This is a genomic window from Terrabacter sp. LjRoot27, from assembly GCF_964254175.1.
Lineage (GTDB): Bacteria > Actinomycetota > Actinomycetes > Actinomycetales > Dermatophilaceae > Terrabacter.
This window is the reverse complement of record NZ_CAXUSS020000001.1, coordinates 529,826-543,306: the sequence shown is the minus strand read 5'-3', so window position 1 is coordinate 543,306 and position 13,481 is coordinate 529,826. Positions and strand designations below refer to the sequence as shown.

Sequence of the window (13,481 nt, the reverse complement as noted above, 5' to 3'; positions counted from 1 at the left end):
TCAGGCGCGGTCGTGGAGGGTGACGTGGTAGCCGTCGGGGTCGGCGAAGGTGAAGGTCCGGCCGAACGGGCCGTCGACCGGGGCGGAGACGATGCGGTGCCCGTCGGCGTCGAGGGCGTCGTGGATGGCCTGGACGTCGGTCGCGTGGAGCCAGATCGCGGCACCGATGCCGGGCCGCGCGACGGAGGCGAGATCCGTGTCGGCGACGACGTCGCGGAGGGCGAAGGCGATCGGCGTCGTCTCGAAGACGACGGCGTGCGGGGGCCCGGCCGGCGAACGCACGAGGCCGAGGTACCGCTCGTAGAACGCCCGGGAGACGTCGAGATCGGTGGCCTGGAGAGAGATGAAGTCGGGACCGGTGACGGGCAAGGCTGCCTCCTTGGTGGCATGTCAGTTATCTGACACTCTCGACGGTATGTCAGAATACTGACATGAGTCAAGACGGTGTCGGCGTCGACCTCGAGACGTCACTGGGCTATCTGCTGAAAGAGGCGTCGAGCGCCCTCCGCGCCGCCATGGAGGACGTCCTGCGACCACTCGGGATGACCGTGACGCACTACTCGTGCCTCGAGCTGTTGGCCCAGCGACCGGGCCTGTCGAACTCCGAGCTGGCGCGCGGAGCCTTCGTGACCCGCCAGTCGATGAACGTGCTCCTGCAGGCCCTGGAACGCGACGGCTTCGTGACGAGGCCCGCTGCGGCGCCTGTCGGGAAGGCCCTGCCGACGCGACTCACGCCGCGCGGACGACGGAGCCTCGAGACGGCGAGCGCAGCGGTCCGGTCCGTCGAGGTCAGGATGCTGGCCGGCCTGACCTCGACGGAGCAGGAGGACGCCTTCCGCATCCTGCGCGGCATGGTCGACGCCTTGCGCGTCACGCCTTCTCGATGATCCGGGCGATGGCGGCATACCCCTTGTCGCGGGCGTGCTCGAGCGCGGTGACACCGTCCTTGTCGGCGATCGACGGGTCGGCCCCGGCCCCGAGCAGGAGCCGCACGATCTGCTGGTGTCTCTCGCCACCGTCGCCGAGGATCACGGCCTCGAGCAGGGCCGTCCAGCCGAGGTCGTTGACGTGGTTCACGTCGATGCCGGTCTGGACGACGCGGCGCACGTAGGCGACGTGTCCGCGCTCGCTCGCCGGGATGACCGAGACACCCCCGTAGCGGTTGCGGATCGTGAGGTCGGGACCGGCCGGAAGGAGCGCCTCGAGCATCGCGACGCTGCCGGTGACGCCCGTGACGAGCCATGGGGTGTCGTGGCGGTCGTCGAGGGCATCGGGGTCGGCCCCCATCGAGACGAGCACCCGTGCGGCGTCGACGTGGTCGCCCGTGGCGGCGAGCAGCAGCGCCGTGCGCCTCCTGCCGTCGCGGGCCTCGATGTCGGCGCCGGCCCGCAGCGCGAGCGCCACGCCGTCGGCGTCACCGCGCCCGGCCGCCGACAGCAGGGCCGCATCGGGCTCCTTCACCGGTTCCGCAGTGGTCGCTGTCACGAGTGCTCCTGTCAGTCGGTCGAACCCGCGCTCGCGGGACATCTGCAACGGGGTGAGGCCCTCGTCGCGTGAGGGCCGGTCCAGCTGGACACCGCCGGCGACGAGCACGCGCACCGTGTCGACGTAGGTGGACGTGTCGCGGCCGAGCCACACGGCCTCGTGGATCGCCTGGTAGCCGATCCGGTTGACGTGGTCGCGGTCGATCCCGGCTCGGAGCAGCTCGCCGACGACGAGGGCGTGCCCGCGCTCGGCCGCCCGGATGAGGCCGGTGCCGTTCCAGCTGTCCTTGTCGTCGACGCGAGCGCCGTGGGCGAGCGCCAGCCGGAGCAGCGCGAGCCGGCCCTCGCTCGTCGCGACGAGGTACGCCGACTGCTGGGTCTCGTCCTTGGCGTTGACGTCCGCGCCCCGGGCGACGAGAGCCGTCGCGCGCGGCACGTCGTCCTTCCACGCCGCGTCCCGCAGCGCGGCGTCGAGCCGTGCCTGCTCGGCCGCCGACGCCGTCGCCGTCGTCCCGTCGAGTGGCCTCGTCGTCACAGCAGTCCCTCCCGTCCGTGTCCCTCCCCCGTCGAGTGGCCCCGTCGTCCCACCGGTCGTCGTGACGGAGGTGGTCGGAGTGGCTGAAGTGGCTGGCGTGGTTGCGGGGCCACTCGAGGTACAGGCGGCGAGCGTCAGGGCGGTGACGGCGGCGGCCAACCCGGCGGCAGCCGTGACCGTGGCGCTCGTCGTGCTGCCCCGTCGCATGGTCCTCATCGTGCCAGCGGGTCGGTGACGACCTCGTACGGCCCGGCGGCCACGGCCTCGTCGAACTTGCTGTCGACGAAGAGCATCCGACCCCGCAGGGCCTTGGCCGTCGTCAGCACCCGGAGCGGGTCGGTGGCGACCTGGGACACGAGACGGGCGCGGCGGCCGTCGGCGGTGAGCTCGAGCGTCGCGATCATCCGCGCGAAGTTGCGCACCACGGTGAGCCGCGAGCCCTGCCGGACGAGGCCGTCGGCGTCGGTGAGGGCCGCTCCCCCGGTCTCGACGGGTGACACCGCCGCGGTGCGCAGGTCGAAGCGCCACAGCAGGCCGGCGTTCCCCTGTGCGACGACGAGCGCCGAGCGGTCGGCGCTGACGACGATGCCACCGAGGTTGAAGCCGGCTCGCTGCTCGATGGTCCCCGCCGCGTCCGCCCACCGGGTGACGCCCCACTCGCCGCCCTCGAGCGCGACCCGGTAGACCTGCGGCGCGTTCGAGTTCGTGAAGTACGCGGCGCCGTCCGGGCCGATCGCGACGTCGTTGAGGAAGACGGTGTCACCCGGGGCGCGCAGCGCGGCCAGCAGGCGGCCGTCCGGCGCGTAGACCCAGAGGTCGGGCCGACCGGTGCCGATGCCGTTCGGACCTCCGGCGACGTAGACCCGGCCGGCGGCGTCCGTCGTGATCCCGCGCGCCGTGAAGCGTCCGTCGGTGCCGTCGCCCGCGAGCCACTGCTCGGTCTGCGCGACGCCGGCCGAGCCACGGTGGATCTCGCCCCCCGTCACCTCGCTGACGTAGAAGGCGCCGCGCCGCTCGTCGGCACCGATGCCCTCGAACTTCGAGCCGCCGGCGTCGCCGGTGAGCAGGTAGGTGCCGGGGCGTCCGTGGTCGGAGGGGTGGGCCTGCGCCGGTGCGGCGAGCAGCAGGGGTGCTGCGGCGAGGGCGAGGACGGCGGCGAGGCTGCGCTTCATGGTGGTCTCCCGAGGTGAGGACGAGGGTGGTCGGTGCGGTCCCCACCACACTCGCCGCTCCGGCCCACCCACCGCGTCGGGCGACCGGCCACGTCGGAGTAGCCGATCGGATGATGCCGACGCCCCGTGACGTCCCTAGGCTGCCCGTCATGGAGGAGGGCATCCTCGCGCCGGTGGCGCGACTCGACCGGTGGCTCGACGCCGTCCTCGTCGTGCTCCTCGTGACGTGCTCCGTGCGCTACCTGCTGCGTCACGACCTCGACGGCACCGCGGTGCTCGTCCTCGCCGGTGCCACCCTCCTCGGGGCCGCCTACCTCACGCGTCGGCTCGTCGCCGACCGCGCCGTGTGGCCGTACGCGTGGATCACGGTCGTCGTCGTCCTCTGGGTGGTGCTGACGCTCGTCGCCCCCTCCTTCGCGTGGACGGCCGTGCCCGTCGCCTTCGCCGTGCTCCAGGTCCTCCCCTTCCCGTATGCCGTCGCGGTCGTCGTCGTCATGACCGCAGTCGTCAGCGTGGCGTGGAGCCGGATCACCGACGACCTCGACCCGACCGTGCTCGTGGGACCGGTCGGCATCGCCCTCGTCACCGTGCTGTCCTACCGTGCCCTCGAGCGCGAGGCCCGCACGCGCCAGGCGCTCATCGACGAGCTGACCGAGGCCCAGGCCGACCTCGCCGTCGCCCAGCACCGCTCGGGCGCCCTCGCCGAGCGCACCCGGCTGTCGCGCGAGATCCACGACTCGGTCGGACAGGGTCTGTCCAGCATCACCCTCCTGCTCGGTGCGGCCGAGCAGGACTGGGAACGCAGGCCGCTCGTGGCCCGCGAGCACGTCGCGGCCGCACGGACGGCCGCGCGCGAGGGCCTCGACGAGGTCCGTCGGGTCGTGCGCGACCTCGCCCCGGCGGACCTCGCGGACGACACGACGGGTGAGGCCCTGCCGGCCGCGCTCGAGCGGGTTGCCGCCACGGCCGGCACCCACGGCGTCGACGTCCAGGTGCGGGTGCACGGCGACGCCGTGGCGCTCGATCCCGCGGTCGCCGGCGCCCTCGTGCGCTCTGCGAGGGGCGCCCTCGCCAACGTCGTCGAGCACGCCGGGGCCACCCGGGCCGTCGTGAGCCTCACCTACCTCCCGGACGAGGTGCTGCTCGACGTCCGGGACGACGGGCGTGGCTTCGACCCGGCGCGACCGAGTCGGCCGGGCGCCCGCGGTGACCGCGGGCGCGGGCTGGACGGCATACGCAAGCGGGCGTCGGACCTCGGGGGGACCGCGGTCGTCGAGAGCGGACCCGGCGAGGGCACGACGGTGTCGGTGCGCTTCCCGGTGACCCCCGGGGTTCCCCGTGGGTGACGTGCCCGGCCCCGTGCGCGTCGTCCTCGTCGACGACCACCCGGTCGTGCGCGCCGGCCTGCGTGCCCTCGTCGACGGCCAGGACGGCATCGAGGTCGTCGGTGAGGCGAGCGACCTGGCGGGGGCCGAGCGCGTCGTCGCCACCGAACGGCCGGACGTGGTGCTCATGGACCTCAACCTCGGCGACGGGGCGGGCGGGGCCGAGGTGACGGCGCGTTTGCGGGCCCTGCCGGAGCCGCCGCACGTCCTCGTCCTCACGACCTACGACACCGAGGCGGACATCCTGCGCGCCCTCGACGCCGGCGCCCTCGGCTACCTGCTCAAGGACGCCCCGGCCGACCAGCTCTTCGCCGGCATCCGCGCCACGGCCCGCGGCGAGACGGTGCTCGCACCCTCGGTCGCAGCACGGCTCGTGCGACGCGCGGCGTCACCAGGTCCGGTCGTCACCGAGCGCGAGGTGGAGGTGCTCGAGCTGCTCTCGCGCGGGCTCGGCAACCGCGAGATGGCGCGCGAGCTGCTCGTCTCCGAGGCGACCGTGAAGTCGCATCTCTCGCACGTCTACACCAAGCTCGGCGTCGACACCCGAGCCGGAGCGGTCGCGGCAGCGATCGAGCGCCGCATCATCCGGCCGGGCGGATGATGCGGCGCTCGAGGTGACCGCCGTGACGGTCTGACGCGACGTCCGTCAGAGGCGCATCGACGCGCCGACCTTGTCGGTCTGGTCGTCGACGTGACCGCCGAGGCCGTCCTGCGCCTCGACGTCCTTGGCCTCCACGGGCTCGGCGACCGGGTCGGTCTGGACCATCTCGCCGACGCCCTCGCCGGGCGCGGTCTCCTGCACGGTGAGCGAGAGTCGTCGCCGTGCTCGCTGACGCCCGCGACGACGGCGTGCTCGACGGCCGCGACGGCATACTGCCGCCGGACGACCTGCGGGTCGCGCGACAGGTCCTTCACGAGCGCGACGGCCAACCCGATCATGATGACGAGGAAGGGCAGGGCCGCGACGATCGTGACGTTCTGCAGGCCCGACAAGGCGTCCTCACCGCCGATGAGCAGCATGATCGCGGCGACGGCGCCCGTGGCCGCGCCCCAGAAGACGACGGTCTTCTTCGACGGCTCGAGGGTGCCCTTCTCGGAGAGGGTGCCCATGACGATCGACGCGGCATCCGCGCCCGACACGAAGAAGATCGCGACGAGGAGCATGACGACGACCGCGGTCACGGTCGGCCACGGCAGGTTGCCGAGCATCGCGAAGAGCGAGCCCTCGGGGCTCGACTGGCCGGCGATGTCCTGGCCGTTCTGCTGCTGGTCGATGCCGGCGCCACCGAAGATGGCGAACCAGATGAGCGAGACGACCGACGGCACGAGCAGGACGCCCGAGACGAACTGGCGGATCGTGCGGCCACGCGAGATGCGGGCGATGAACATGCCGACGAACGGCGTCCAGCTGACCCACCACGCCCAGTAGAAGATCGTCCAGCCCGCGAGCCAGTCCTTCATGCCGTCGCCGCCAGCGGCGTCGGTGCGCGCCGACATCATCGCGAGGTCCTTGAAGTAGGACCCGATGGTCGTCGGCACGAGGTTGAGGATGAAGACGGTCGGGCCGACGACGAAGACGAAGAACGCCAGGGCGAGCGCGAGCACCATGTTGATGTTCGAGAGCCACTGGATGCCCTTCTCGATGCCGGAGACGGCCGAGAGGATGAAGCAGACGGTCAGCACGGCGATGATGCCGATGAGCACGCCGTTGCCGACCTTGCCGATGCCGCCGACGATCTCGAGGCCGGAGCCGATCTGCAGGGCGCCGAGGCCGAGCGAGGTGGCCGAGCCGAAGAGCGTCGCGAAGATCGCGAAGATGTCGATGACGCGGCCGGCCGGACCGTTGGCGCGCTTCTCGCCGAAGAGCGGGGCGAAGGCCGAGCTGATGAGCAGCGAGCGGCCCTTGCGGAAGACGCCGTAGGCGACGGCGAGGCCGACGACGGCGTAGATGGCCCACGGGTGCAGCGACCAGTGGAACATCGTCGTGGCCATCGCGGTCTGCACGGCCTCGGGGTTGCCCTTGGCGCCGGTGCCCGGCGGCGGCGTGACGAGGTGCGTGAGCGGCTCGGTGACGCCGTAGAACATCAGGCCGATGCCCATGCCGGCGGAGAACATCATCGCCACCCACGACGACGTGCGGAACTCGGGAGCCTCGCCGTCACCGCCGAGCGGGATGTTGCCGAACTTGCTCGCGGCCAGCCAGATGACGAAGACGACGAAGCCGGAGGCGACGAGCGAGAAGAGCCAGCCGGTGTTGTGGACGACGAAGTCGAGGCCGGCGGAGGCGCTCGTGCTGAGGCTCTCGGTGCTGAGCGCGCCCCACAGGACGAAGGCGATGGCGACGCCGGCCGCGACGCCGAAGACGATCTTGTCGACCGTGGAGGGCGCAGCCTCCTCGTGGTTCACCGGTGGTGGCTCGAGCGCCGGATGCAGCGCGTCGTCGGGACTCTTGGTCAGTTCACTCATACGTCATGGACGGCACCCCGACGAGGCGCCGTCTGTCTCCTCACAGTTACGTGTCACAGATGTCTCGATGAAGCGACCACTGTGTCGAAGATGGGGGGACGAGCGCAAAACGAGGGTGCCGACGGGACGCTGCGGACGGCATATGCAAGCGTGAATCCTCATGTATGCCAAAGGTTCCCGAAGTTCCCGACGCGCGGAGTGAGATGGGCCACGACGACGACGAAGGGCCGCGAACCGGCAGGTTCGCGGCCCCTCGACGGGTGGGTCAGCGGCTGGAGCCGACGAGCTCCGGCTCGTGACCGCGGGCGTCCGGGACCTGGTCGTCCTGGACCTCGTCGTCGTGGTCGAGCATGCTCGCCTCGTCGAAGCGGTCCTGGCCGGAGAGGACGCGCGACGCCTTGTCGCGGTCGATCTCGCCGACCCACGTGCCGATGAGGACGGTCGCGATGGCGTTGCCGGCGAAGTTCGTCAGCGCGCGGGCCTCGCTCATGAGGCGGTCGATGCCGACGATGAAGCCGACGCCCGGCACGAGGTCGGGGCGGTGCGACTGGAGGCCACCGGCGAGGGTCGCGAGACCCGCACCGCTGACGCCCGCGGCGCCCTTGCTCGCGATGATCATGAAGACGAGGAGGCTGATCTGCTCGCCGATGCTGAAGGGCTTGTCCATCGCCTCGGCGATGAAGAGGCTCGCCATCGTCAGGTAGATGGCGGTGCCGTCGAGGTTGAAGGAGTAGCCGGTCGGGACGGTGATGCCGACGACCGGACGGGAGACGCCGAGGTGCTCCATCTTGGCGATGAGGCGCGGCAGGGCGGACTCCGACGACGACGTCGAGAGGATGAGGAGGAACTCGCGGCCGAGGTAGCGGAAGAGCGAGAAGACGTTCATCCCCGTGACGACCTTGAGGATGCTGCCGAGGAAGGCGAAGACGAAGATCGCGCACGTCGCGTAGAAGGCGAGCATGAGCAGGCCGAGGCTCTTGAGCGAGCCGATGCCGGTCGCGCCGACGAGGGCGGCCATGGCGCCGAACGCACCGATCGGGGCGGCCCACATGATCATCGCCATGAGGCGGAAGACGAGGCGCTCGAGGTACTTGATGGCGTGGAGGATCGGCTCGCCGGTCTTGCCCATCTGCTGGAGCGCGAAGCCGACGAGGAGGGCGATGAGCAGGGCCTGGAGCACCGAGCCCGACGTCAGCGCGGAGACCAGCGTGTCGGGGATGAGCCCGAGGAGGAAGTCGACCGTGCCCTCCGACTCCGCGGAGATCTGCGACTGGCCCGACTCGGCGACGGCGGCCGTGAGGTTGAGGCTGTCACCCGGCTTGATGATGTTGCCGACGACGAGGCCGATCGCCAGGGCGACCGTCGACATCGTGATGAAGTAGCCGAGGGCGAGGCCGCCGACCTTGCCGACCTGGGCGGCCTTCCGGACCGAGCCGATGCCGAGCACGATCGTGCAGAAGATGATCGGCGTGATCATCATCTTGATGAGGTTGACGAAGCCGGTGCCGAGGGGCTTGAGGCTCTTGCCCACCTCGGGGAAGGCCCACCCCACGAGGATGCCCGCCACCATGGCGACGATGACGGCGATGTAGAGGTAATGGGTGCGGTCGCGCTTCGGGGCCGAGCCTGGCTGGGCGTCGACGGCGCTGTCGGCGGTGGAACTCACGGTGACCTCCGTTGGCTGGGTCCCGTGCTGGGCGCGGGACCGGTGAATGTGACGAGGCTCCCGCGGTCAGTGACTAGGGTCACGGTTGTGTTCATTGAGTTCTCGCGACGGGTGCTGACGGCCCCCGCGCGCTGGAGCGTCGCGCGCCAGACCTTCGCGCTCCAGGTGCTCATCGCGGTGCTCGTCGTCGCCGCCGGGCTCGCCGGGGCGTACGGCCAGGCGCAGCGCGCGGGCGACCAGGAGGCCATCGCCCGGGCCCTCGCGGTCGCCGAGACGATGGCGGCGACGCCCGACGTCGTCGCCGGCGTCCAGGGGCCCGACCCGTCGGCGGCCCTCCAGCCGTACGCCGAGCGGGTGCGGGTCGAGTCGGGCACCGACTTCGTCGTCGTTATGAGCCGCGACGCGATCCGCTACACCCACCCCGACCCGACGCAGATCGGCAAGAGGTTCCTCGGCCACACGGAGGCGGCCCTCGCCGGAGGCGTCGTCGAGGAGGACTACACGGGCACGCTCGGGCCGTCGTCACGCGTCGTCGTGCCCGTCACCGACGAGGGGAAGGTCGTCGCCCTCGTGTCGGTCGGCATCCGCAAGTCGGCGGTCGGCGAGCGGGTGCGCACCCAGCTGCCGGGACTGCTTCTCGCCGGCCTCGTGGCGGCGCTGCTGTCGGGCCTCGGGACGGGCCTCGTGTCGCGCCGCATCCGGCGGCAGACGCACGGCCTCGGCGAGCAGCAGCTGCGCGAGATGTACGAGTACTACGACGCCGTCCTCCACGCCGTCACCGAGGGCCTCATCATCACCGACCTCGACGGCCGGCTCCGGCTCGCGAACGACGAGGCGACGCGGCTGCTCGCGCTGCCCGCCGACGCCGTGGGTCGCCCCGTCGCGGAGCTGGGGCTGACCCCCGCCCTGACCGCTGCGCTCACCGACGACGCCGCGCACGAGGACGAGCTGCACGTCACCTCGGCGCGGGTGCTCGTGCTCAACCGCGGCCCGGCCCGCTGGCAGGGTCGACTCCTCGGCCACGTCGCCACCCTGCGCGACCGCACCGACCTCGAGGCCCTGACGGGAGAGCTCGACTCGGCCCGGGGCCTCACCGAGGCACTCCGCTCGCAGGCCCACGAGTCGGCCAACCGGCTCCACACGATCGTCAGCCTCATCGAGCTCGGGCACACCGACCGCGCGCTCGACTTCGCCACCGACGAGCTGCAGGTCTCGCAGCTGCTCACCGACCGCGTCGTCGGCTCGGTCGACGAGCCGGCCCTGACGGCGCTGCTGCTCGGCAAGGCGGCCGAGGCGCACGAGCGCGGCATCGCCTTCGAGATCGAGCCGGGCGCGCACTGGCCGCGTGACGTCGCACCCACCCGTGACGTCGTCACCATCGTCGGCAACCTCATCGACAACGCCCTCGACGCCGTGGCCGGCGAGCCCGGCGCACCCCGCCCCGAGCGGCACGTGCGCTTCGACTCGAGGGTCGAGCAGGCGCATGCCGTCCTCGAGGTCTCCGACGACGGGCCGGGCCTGCCGCCGGGTGCCGTCGACGACGCCTTCCGGCGCGGCTGGTCGACGAAGGAGCAGGGCAGCGCGGGTCGCCGCGGCATCGGGCTCGCGCTCGTGGGGCAGACCGTGGAGCGGCTCGGCGGGACGCTCTCCGTGTCGGGCCCGCCGGGTGCGACGTTCACCGTGCGACTGCCCGTCCGTGAAGGGGTCAACGGTGGCGGGGTCGGCGGTGGCGACGATGAGTGAGACGACGGGGTCGCAGGTGCTGCGGGTCCTCGTCGTCGAGGACGAGCCGATCGCGGCGGAGGCCCACACGGCCTACGTCGGCCGGGTCGACGGCTTCGAGGTCGTGTCGACGGTGGGGACCTCCCAAGCGGCGCTGAAGACGTTGCAGGACAAGCAGATCGACGTCGTCCTGCTCGACATGAACCTCCCGGACCGGCACGGCCTCGACGTCGTGCGCGCCATGCGGGCGGCCGGGCACCGCGCCGACGTCATCGCCGTCACGTCGGCGCGCGACCTCGACGTCGTCCGCGCCGCGGTGTCGCTCGGGATCGTGCAGTACGTCCTCAAGCCCTTCGTCTTCGCGACCCTGCGCGAGCGGCTGCTCGCCTACCGCGCCTACCGCGACCAGGTGACGAGCGGCGCCGAGGTCGGCACGCAGGCCGAGGTCGACGAGGTCTTCGCCGGCGCCCGCGTCGCCGCCGAGGCGCGGCTCCCGAAGGGCATGGGCGAGGAGCTGCTGGCCCGCGTCTCGCGCCTGCTCCGCGAGTCCGACGGCGGCCGCTCGGCCACCGAGCTCGGCGACGCGCTCGGCGTCAGCCGTGTCACGGCGCGTCGCTACGCCGAGTACCTCTGCGAGACAAGGGTCGTCGTGCGACGGTCGAGGTATGCCGGCGCCGGGCGGCCCGAGGTCGAGTACCTCTGGGCGCGGTGACGCCTCAGGCCCGCGCCGGCGTCCGTCGCCCGAGGCGGGCGAGCACGCGCTCCTGACGGTCGGCGCCGTCCGGGACGGGCACCGCGGGCTTGCAGACGCCGTCGTCGTAGAGGTGCTCGCCGAACCCGTCGGCCGACCGGTCGAGCATCTCGAGCTCCTCGTCCGACAGGTGCTCGTCGAGGCCCGCGGCGACGGCGATGTCCCAGCGGTGGACGACGAGGTCGAAGCCGTAGAAGGTGACGATCGACGCCCCCACGGTTGTGTGGCCGAAGACGCCGTCGTACTCCTTGCCGGCCACTCGCCGGTCGGCGAGCAGCTCGCGCATCCTCGCGTCATGGGCCTGCCAGAGGGCGCCCGGTTCACTGGGGTCGGCGGTGGTCGTGGCGTCGACGCCGTGCTGCTCGAGGAACTCGCGCTGGGTCGTGACGACGTGGGTCAGGACGTCCCGGGCCGCCCAGCCCGCGCAGGGGCTCGGGGCATCCCAGGCGTGGGCGGGGACGCGGTCGACGACGGCGCGGAACGGTTCGGCGAGGCGGAGGTAGGAGCCGAGGACGTCGGTGGTGTGTGAGGTCATGCCGTCACCGTAGGAAGCCGCCCGTCGGCGGGTCTTGATACTTTCCGACACGTGACGACGTCTGCCGGGGCAGGACGGACGGCGGCCCGCGACGACATCGAGCGGGCCCACCTCGTCGACCCCACCGACCACACGTGGTCGATCGCCCGCAGCTCGGTCTCGCCCGACCTCGAAGGCCTCGCCCGACGGTTCTGGATCCCGGTGTGGGACGTGCCTGCGGGACGTGACTCCGTGCAGCGGGTCCTGCAGTACCCCGTCTGCCTCGTCGTCGTCTCCGACAGCTACGCGCGCTTCTACGGCGTCGTGTCCGGTCTCTCGCACACGATGCTGACAGGCCGGGGCTGGGCGGTCGGCGTCATGCTCCAGCCCGCGGCGGGTCACCTCGTGACGCGGGAGCCGATCCGGCGGATGACCGACCGCTACGTCGACCTGTCGACGCTCACCACCCTCGACGGCGCGGGCCTCAGCCGGCGGGTGAGGTCGGTGATGCGGCCTGACCCGACGTCGGCGCAGGCCCAGGCGGAGGCGCGCGAGGTCGTCGAGGACGCCCTGCGGCCGCTGCTTCCGGTCGACGACGAGGGGCTCCTCGTCAACGCCATCGTCGAGGACGTCGAGACCTCCCCCGAGCTGCTGCGCGTCGACGACCTCTGCGCGCGTTTCGGCATCAGCGAGCGGACGCTGCAACGCCTGCTGCACAAGCGGATCGGCCTCGGCCCGAAGTGGCTCATCCGCCGCCGGAGGCTCCAGGAGGCGGCCGACCGGCTGCGCGACTCGGACGCCGAGCTGGCCGGGATCGCGGCGGAGCTCGGCTACGCCGACCAGGCCCACTTCACCCGTGACTTCCGCAAGGCGACGGGCATGACGCCCGGCGAGTTCGCATCACGCTTCCGCTGACGGAGGGGGCGGCGCGCCCCTACGTGGCGTTCGCTCGGAGCCGGGCGGCATCCAGACGATGGCTCCCTCCGGCCAGCAGGTGCGCTGCTTCGGCGCGCGACCCGGCACCCAGCGTGTGCAGGAGCACCGCGACGTCGGCGGTGACCGTCCTGAGCGAGACGTCGAGGTCACGAGCGATGGTCGAGTCCTTGGCGCCGAGCACGAGCCTCCGGGCGATCTGGCACTGGCGAGCGGTGAAGGGCGGCTTCTGCCCGCTCGGGACACCGGGGTGCGACAACCTCGACGTCAGGTCCCAGATGGCGCGGACGCGCGTGATGACGTCGCTCCGCGTCGTGAGCCACGCCGTCGGGTAGCCCTCCTCGCTGTGGGGTCCACCGACGACGGCGACGGACTCGTCGACGAGGATGAACTGGGAGCGGGCGGGGCCGAAGTGGACGTGGGGGATCTCGGAGGTGAGCAGGGGGTAGAGGTTCAGGCTGCGCTCGGTCGTGATGCACCGCAGGTCGACGCCACGGCGTCGCGTGTGGTCGTCGAGCCGTGTCATCTCGTTCGCCGGGTCGTAGCCGAGGATCGGGTGCATCGTCCAGACGCTGCGCTGTGCGGTGGGTTCGAGGGCCGTGAGCCCCCTGTCGATCTGTGCGATGCCGACGCCCAGCCGTCGGAACCCCGGCGTCGGGCGACCGGCGAGCAGCTCGACGACGTGGCCGCTCACGAGCTGGGTGAGGTCGGCGGCCGCCGCGTAGAGGTCGAGCCCGGCGCCGGTGGAGTGCTGCCGCTCGCTGTCGCCGTGCACGGGCACCTCCTGGTCGCACGAGGTCCCGGTGGGGTCTCGCATCCCGCCCCACGGGACCGTCGGGGCGGACCGGCGTTC

The 13,481-nt window shown here is 72.1% G+C and carries 13 protein-coding genes; 6 read left to right on the top strand and 7 right to left on the bottom strand.

The genetic code is table 11. The annotated features are described in order from the left end of the window. Positions 1-369, bottom strand: coding sequence for a VOC family protein (locus ACSQ2D_RS02480; protein ID WP_435984445.1), 369 nt, complete (start codon positions 367-369; stop codon positions 1-3). Positions 370-431: 62 nt separating this feature from the next. Between ACSQ2D_RS02480 and ACSQ2D_RS02475 the strand changes: the two genes are divergently transcribed. Beyond that, the gene (locus ACSQ2D_RS02475; RefSeq protein ID WP_435984444.1) at positions 432-887 is read left to right on the top strand and encodes a MarR family winged helix-turn-helix transcriptional regulator; all 456 of its coding nucleotides are present in this window, start codon (positions 432-434) and stop codon (positions 885-887) included. On the opposite strand, the gene ACSQ2D_RS02470 is transcribed toward ACSQ2D_RS02475, so the two are convergent. Both ACSQ2D_RS02470 and ACSQ2D_RS02465 read right to left on the bottom strand, forming a co-directional pair. Beyond that, positions 871-2,019: an ankyrin repeat domain-containing protein gene (locus ACSQ2D_RS02470; RefSeq protein WP_435984443.1), complete on the bottom strand. Its 1,149-nt coding sequence runs from the start codon at positions 2,017-2,019 to the stop codon at positions 871-873. The genes ACSQ2D_RS02475 and ACSQ2D_RS02470 overlap by 17 nt on opposite strands. Positions 2,020-2,231: 212 nt before the next feature. Next, complete coding sequence (locus ACSQ2D_RS02465; RefSeq protein WP_435984442.1) at positions 2,232-3,191, bottom strand: SMP-30/gluconolactonase/LRE family protein; 960 nt, start codon at positions 3,189-3,191, stop codon at positions 2,232-2,234. A gap of 149 nt (positions 3,192-3,340) precedes the next feature. On the opposite strand from ACSQ2D_RS02465, the gene ACSQ2D_RS02460 reads away from it, so the two are divergent. Together ACSQ2D_RS02460 and ACSQ2D_RS02455 are read left to right on the top strand one after the other, a co-directional pair. Beyond that, entirely contained in the window at positions 3,341-4,537 is a 1,197-nt protein-coding gene (locus ACSQ2D_RS02460; protein ID WP_435984441.1) for a sensor histidine kinase, read from the top strand. After that, positions 4,530-5,177, top strand: coding sequence for a response regulator (locus ACSQ2D_RS02455; protein ID WP_435984440.1), 648 nt, complete (start codon positions 4,530-4,532; stop codon positions 5,175-5,177). Before ACSQ2D_RS02460 ends, ACSQ2D_RS02455 begins: the two co-directional genes overlap by 8 nt. On the opposite strand, the gene ACSQ2D_RS02450 is transcribed toward ACSQ2D_RS02455, so the two are convergent. Next, entirely contained in the window at positions 5,096-7,042 is a 1,947-nt protein-coding gene (locus tag ACSQ2D_RS02450; RefSeq protein WP_435984439.1) for a BCCT family transporter, read from the bottom strand. The two genes, ACSQ2D_RS02455 and ACSQ2D_RS02450, sit on opposite strands and share 82 nt — an antisense overlap. 265 nt (positions 7,043-7,307) lie before the next feature. After that, positions 7,308-8,708 carry a cation:dicarboxylate symporter family transporter gene (locus tag ACSQ2D_RS02445; protein ID WP_435984438.1) on the bottom strand — a complete coding sequence of 467 codons (1,401 nt, stop codon included), beginning with the start codon at positions 8,706-8,708 and terminating at the stop codon, positions 7,308-7,310. Between the two features lie 87 nt (positions 8,709-8,795). Between ACSQ2D_RS02445 and ACSQ2D_RS02440 the strand changes: the two genes are divergently transcribed. Together ACSQ2D_RS02440 and ACSQ2D_RS02435 are read left to right on the top strand one after the other, a co-directional pair. Further along, positions 8,796-10,451, top strand: coding sequence for a sensor histidine kinase (locus ACSQ2D_RS02440; RefSeq protein ID WP_435984437.1), 1,656 nt, complete (start codon positions 8,796-8,798; stop codon positions 10,449-10,451). Further along, the gene (locus tag ACSQ2D_RS02435; RefSeq protein WP_435984436.1) at positions 10,444-11,142 is read left to right on the top strand and encodes a response regulator; all 699 of its coding nucleotides are present in this window, start codon (positions 10,444-10,446) and stop codon (positions 11,140-11,142) included. The genes ACSQ2D_RS02440 and ACSQ2D_RS02435 overlap by 8 nt, the downstream gene beginning before the upstream one ends. A 4-nt stretch (positions 11,143-11,146) precedes the next feature. Here the strand turns inward: ACSQ2D_RS02435 and ACSQ2D_RS02430 are convergent, their stop codons facing one another. Continuing rightward, a complete protein-coding gene (locus ACSQ2D_RS02430) occupies positions 11,147-11,716 on the bottom strand; it encodes a TIGR03086 family metal-binding protein (RefSeq protein ID WP_435984435.1) in 570 nt (189 codons plus the stop codon). Positions 11,717-11,767: 51 nt separating this feature from the next. Here ACSQ2D_RS02430 and ACSQ2D_RS02425 point away from each other — a divergent pair, with 51 nt between their 5' ends. Next, on the top strand, positions 11,768-12,610 hold the full coding sequence (locus ACSQ2D_RS02425; RefSeq protein WP_435984434.1) for a helix-turn-helix domain-containing protein: 843 nt from the start codon (positions 11,768-11,770) through the stop codon (positions 12,608-12,610). Positions 12,611-12,629: 19 nt separating this feature from the next. Here the strand turns inward: ACSQ2D_RS02425 and ACSQ2D_RS02420 are convergent, their stop codons facing one another. Next, the gene (locus ACSQ2D_RS02420; protein WP_435984433.1) at positions 12,630-13,403 is read right to left on the bottom strand and encodes a LuxR C-terminal-related transcriptional regulator; all 774 of its coding nucleotides are present in this window, start codon (positions 13,401-13,403) and stop codon (positions 12,630-12,632) included. Positions 13,404-13,481: the final 78 nt, after the last annotated feature.

What these genes read in the sequence shown, in the direction of transcription:
- ACSQ2D_RS02475 (WP_435984444.1), top strand. Translation starts at nt 432, where the DNA reads ATGAGTCAAGACGGTGTCGGCGTCGACCTCGAGACGTCACTGGGCTAT.
- ACSQ2D_RS02465 (WP_435984442.1), bottom strand. Translation starts at nt 3,191, where the DNA reads ATGAAGCGCAGCCTCGCCGCCGTCCTCGCCCTCGCCGCAGCACCCCTG.
- ACSQ2D_RS02460 (WP_435984441.1), top strand. Translation starts at nt 3,341, where the DNA reads ATGGAGGAGGGCATCCTCGCGCCGGTGGCGCGACTCGACCGGTGGCTC.
- ACSQ2D_RS02450 (WP_435984439.1), bottom strand. Translation starts at nt 7,042, where the DNA reads ATGAGTGAACTGACCAAGAGTCCCGACGACGCGCTGCATCCGGCGCTC.
- ACSQ2D_RS02435 (WP_435984436.1), top strand. Translation starts at nt 10,444, where the DNA reads ATGAGTGAGACGACGGGGTCGCAGGTGCTGCGGGTCCTCGTCGTCGAG.
- ACSQ2D_RS02430 (WP_435984435.1), bottom strand. Translation starts at nt 11,716, where the DNA reads ATGACCTCACACACCACCGACGTCCTCGGCTCCTACCTCCGCCTCGCC.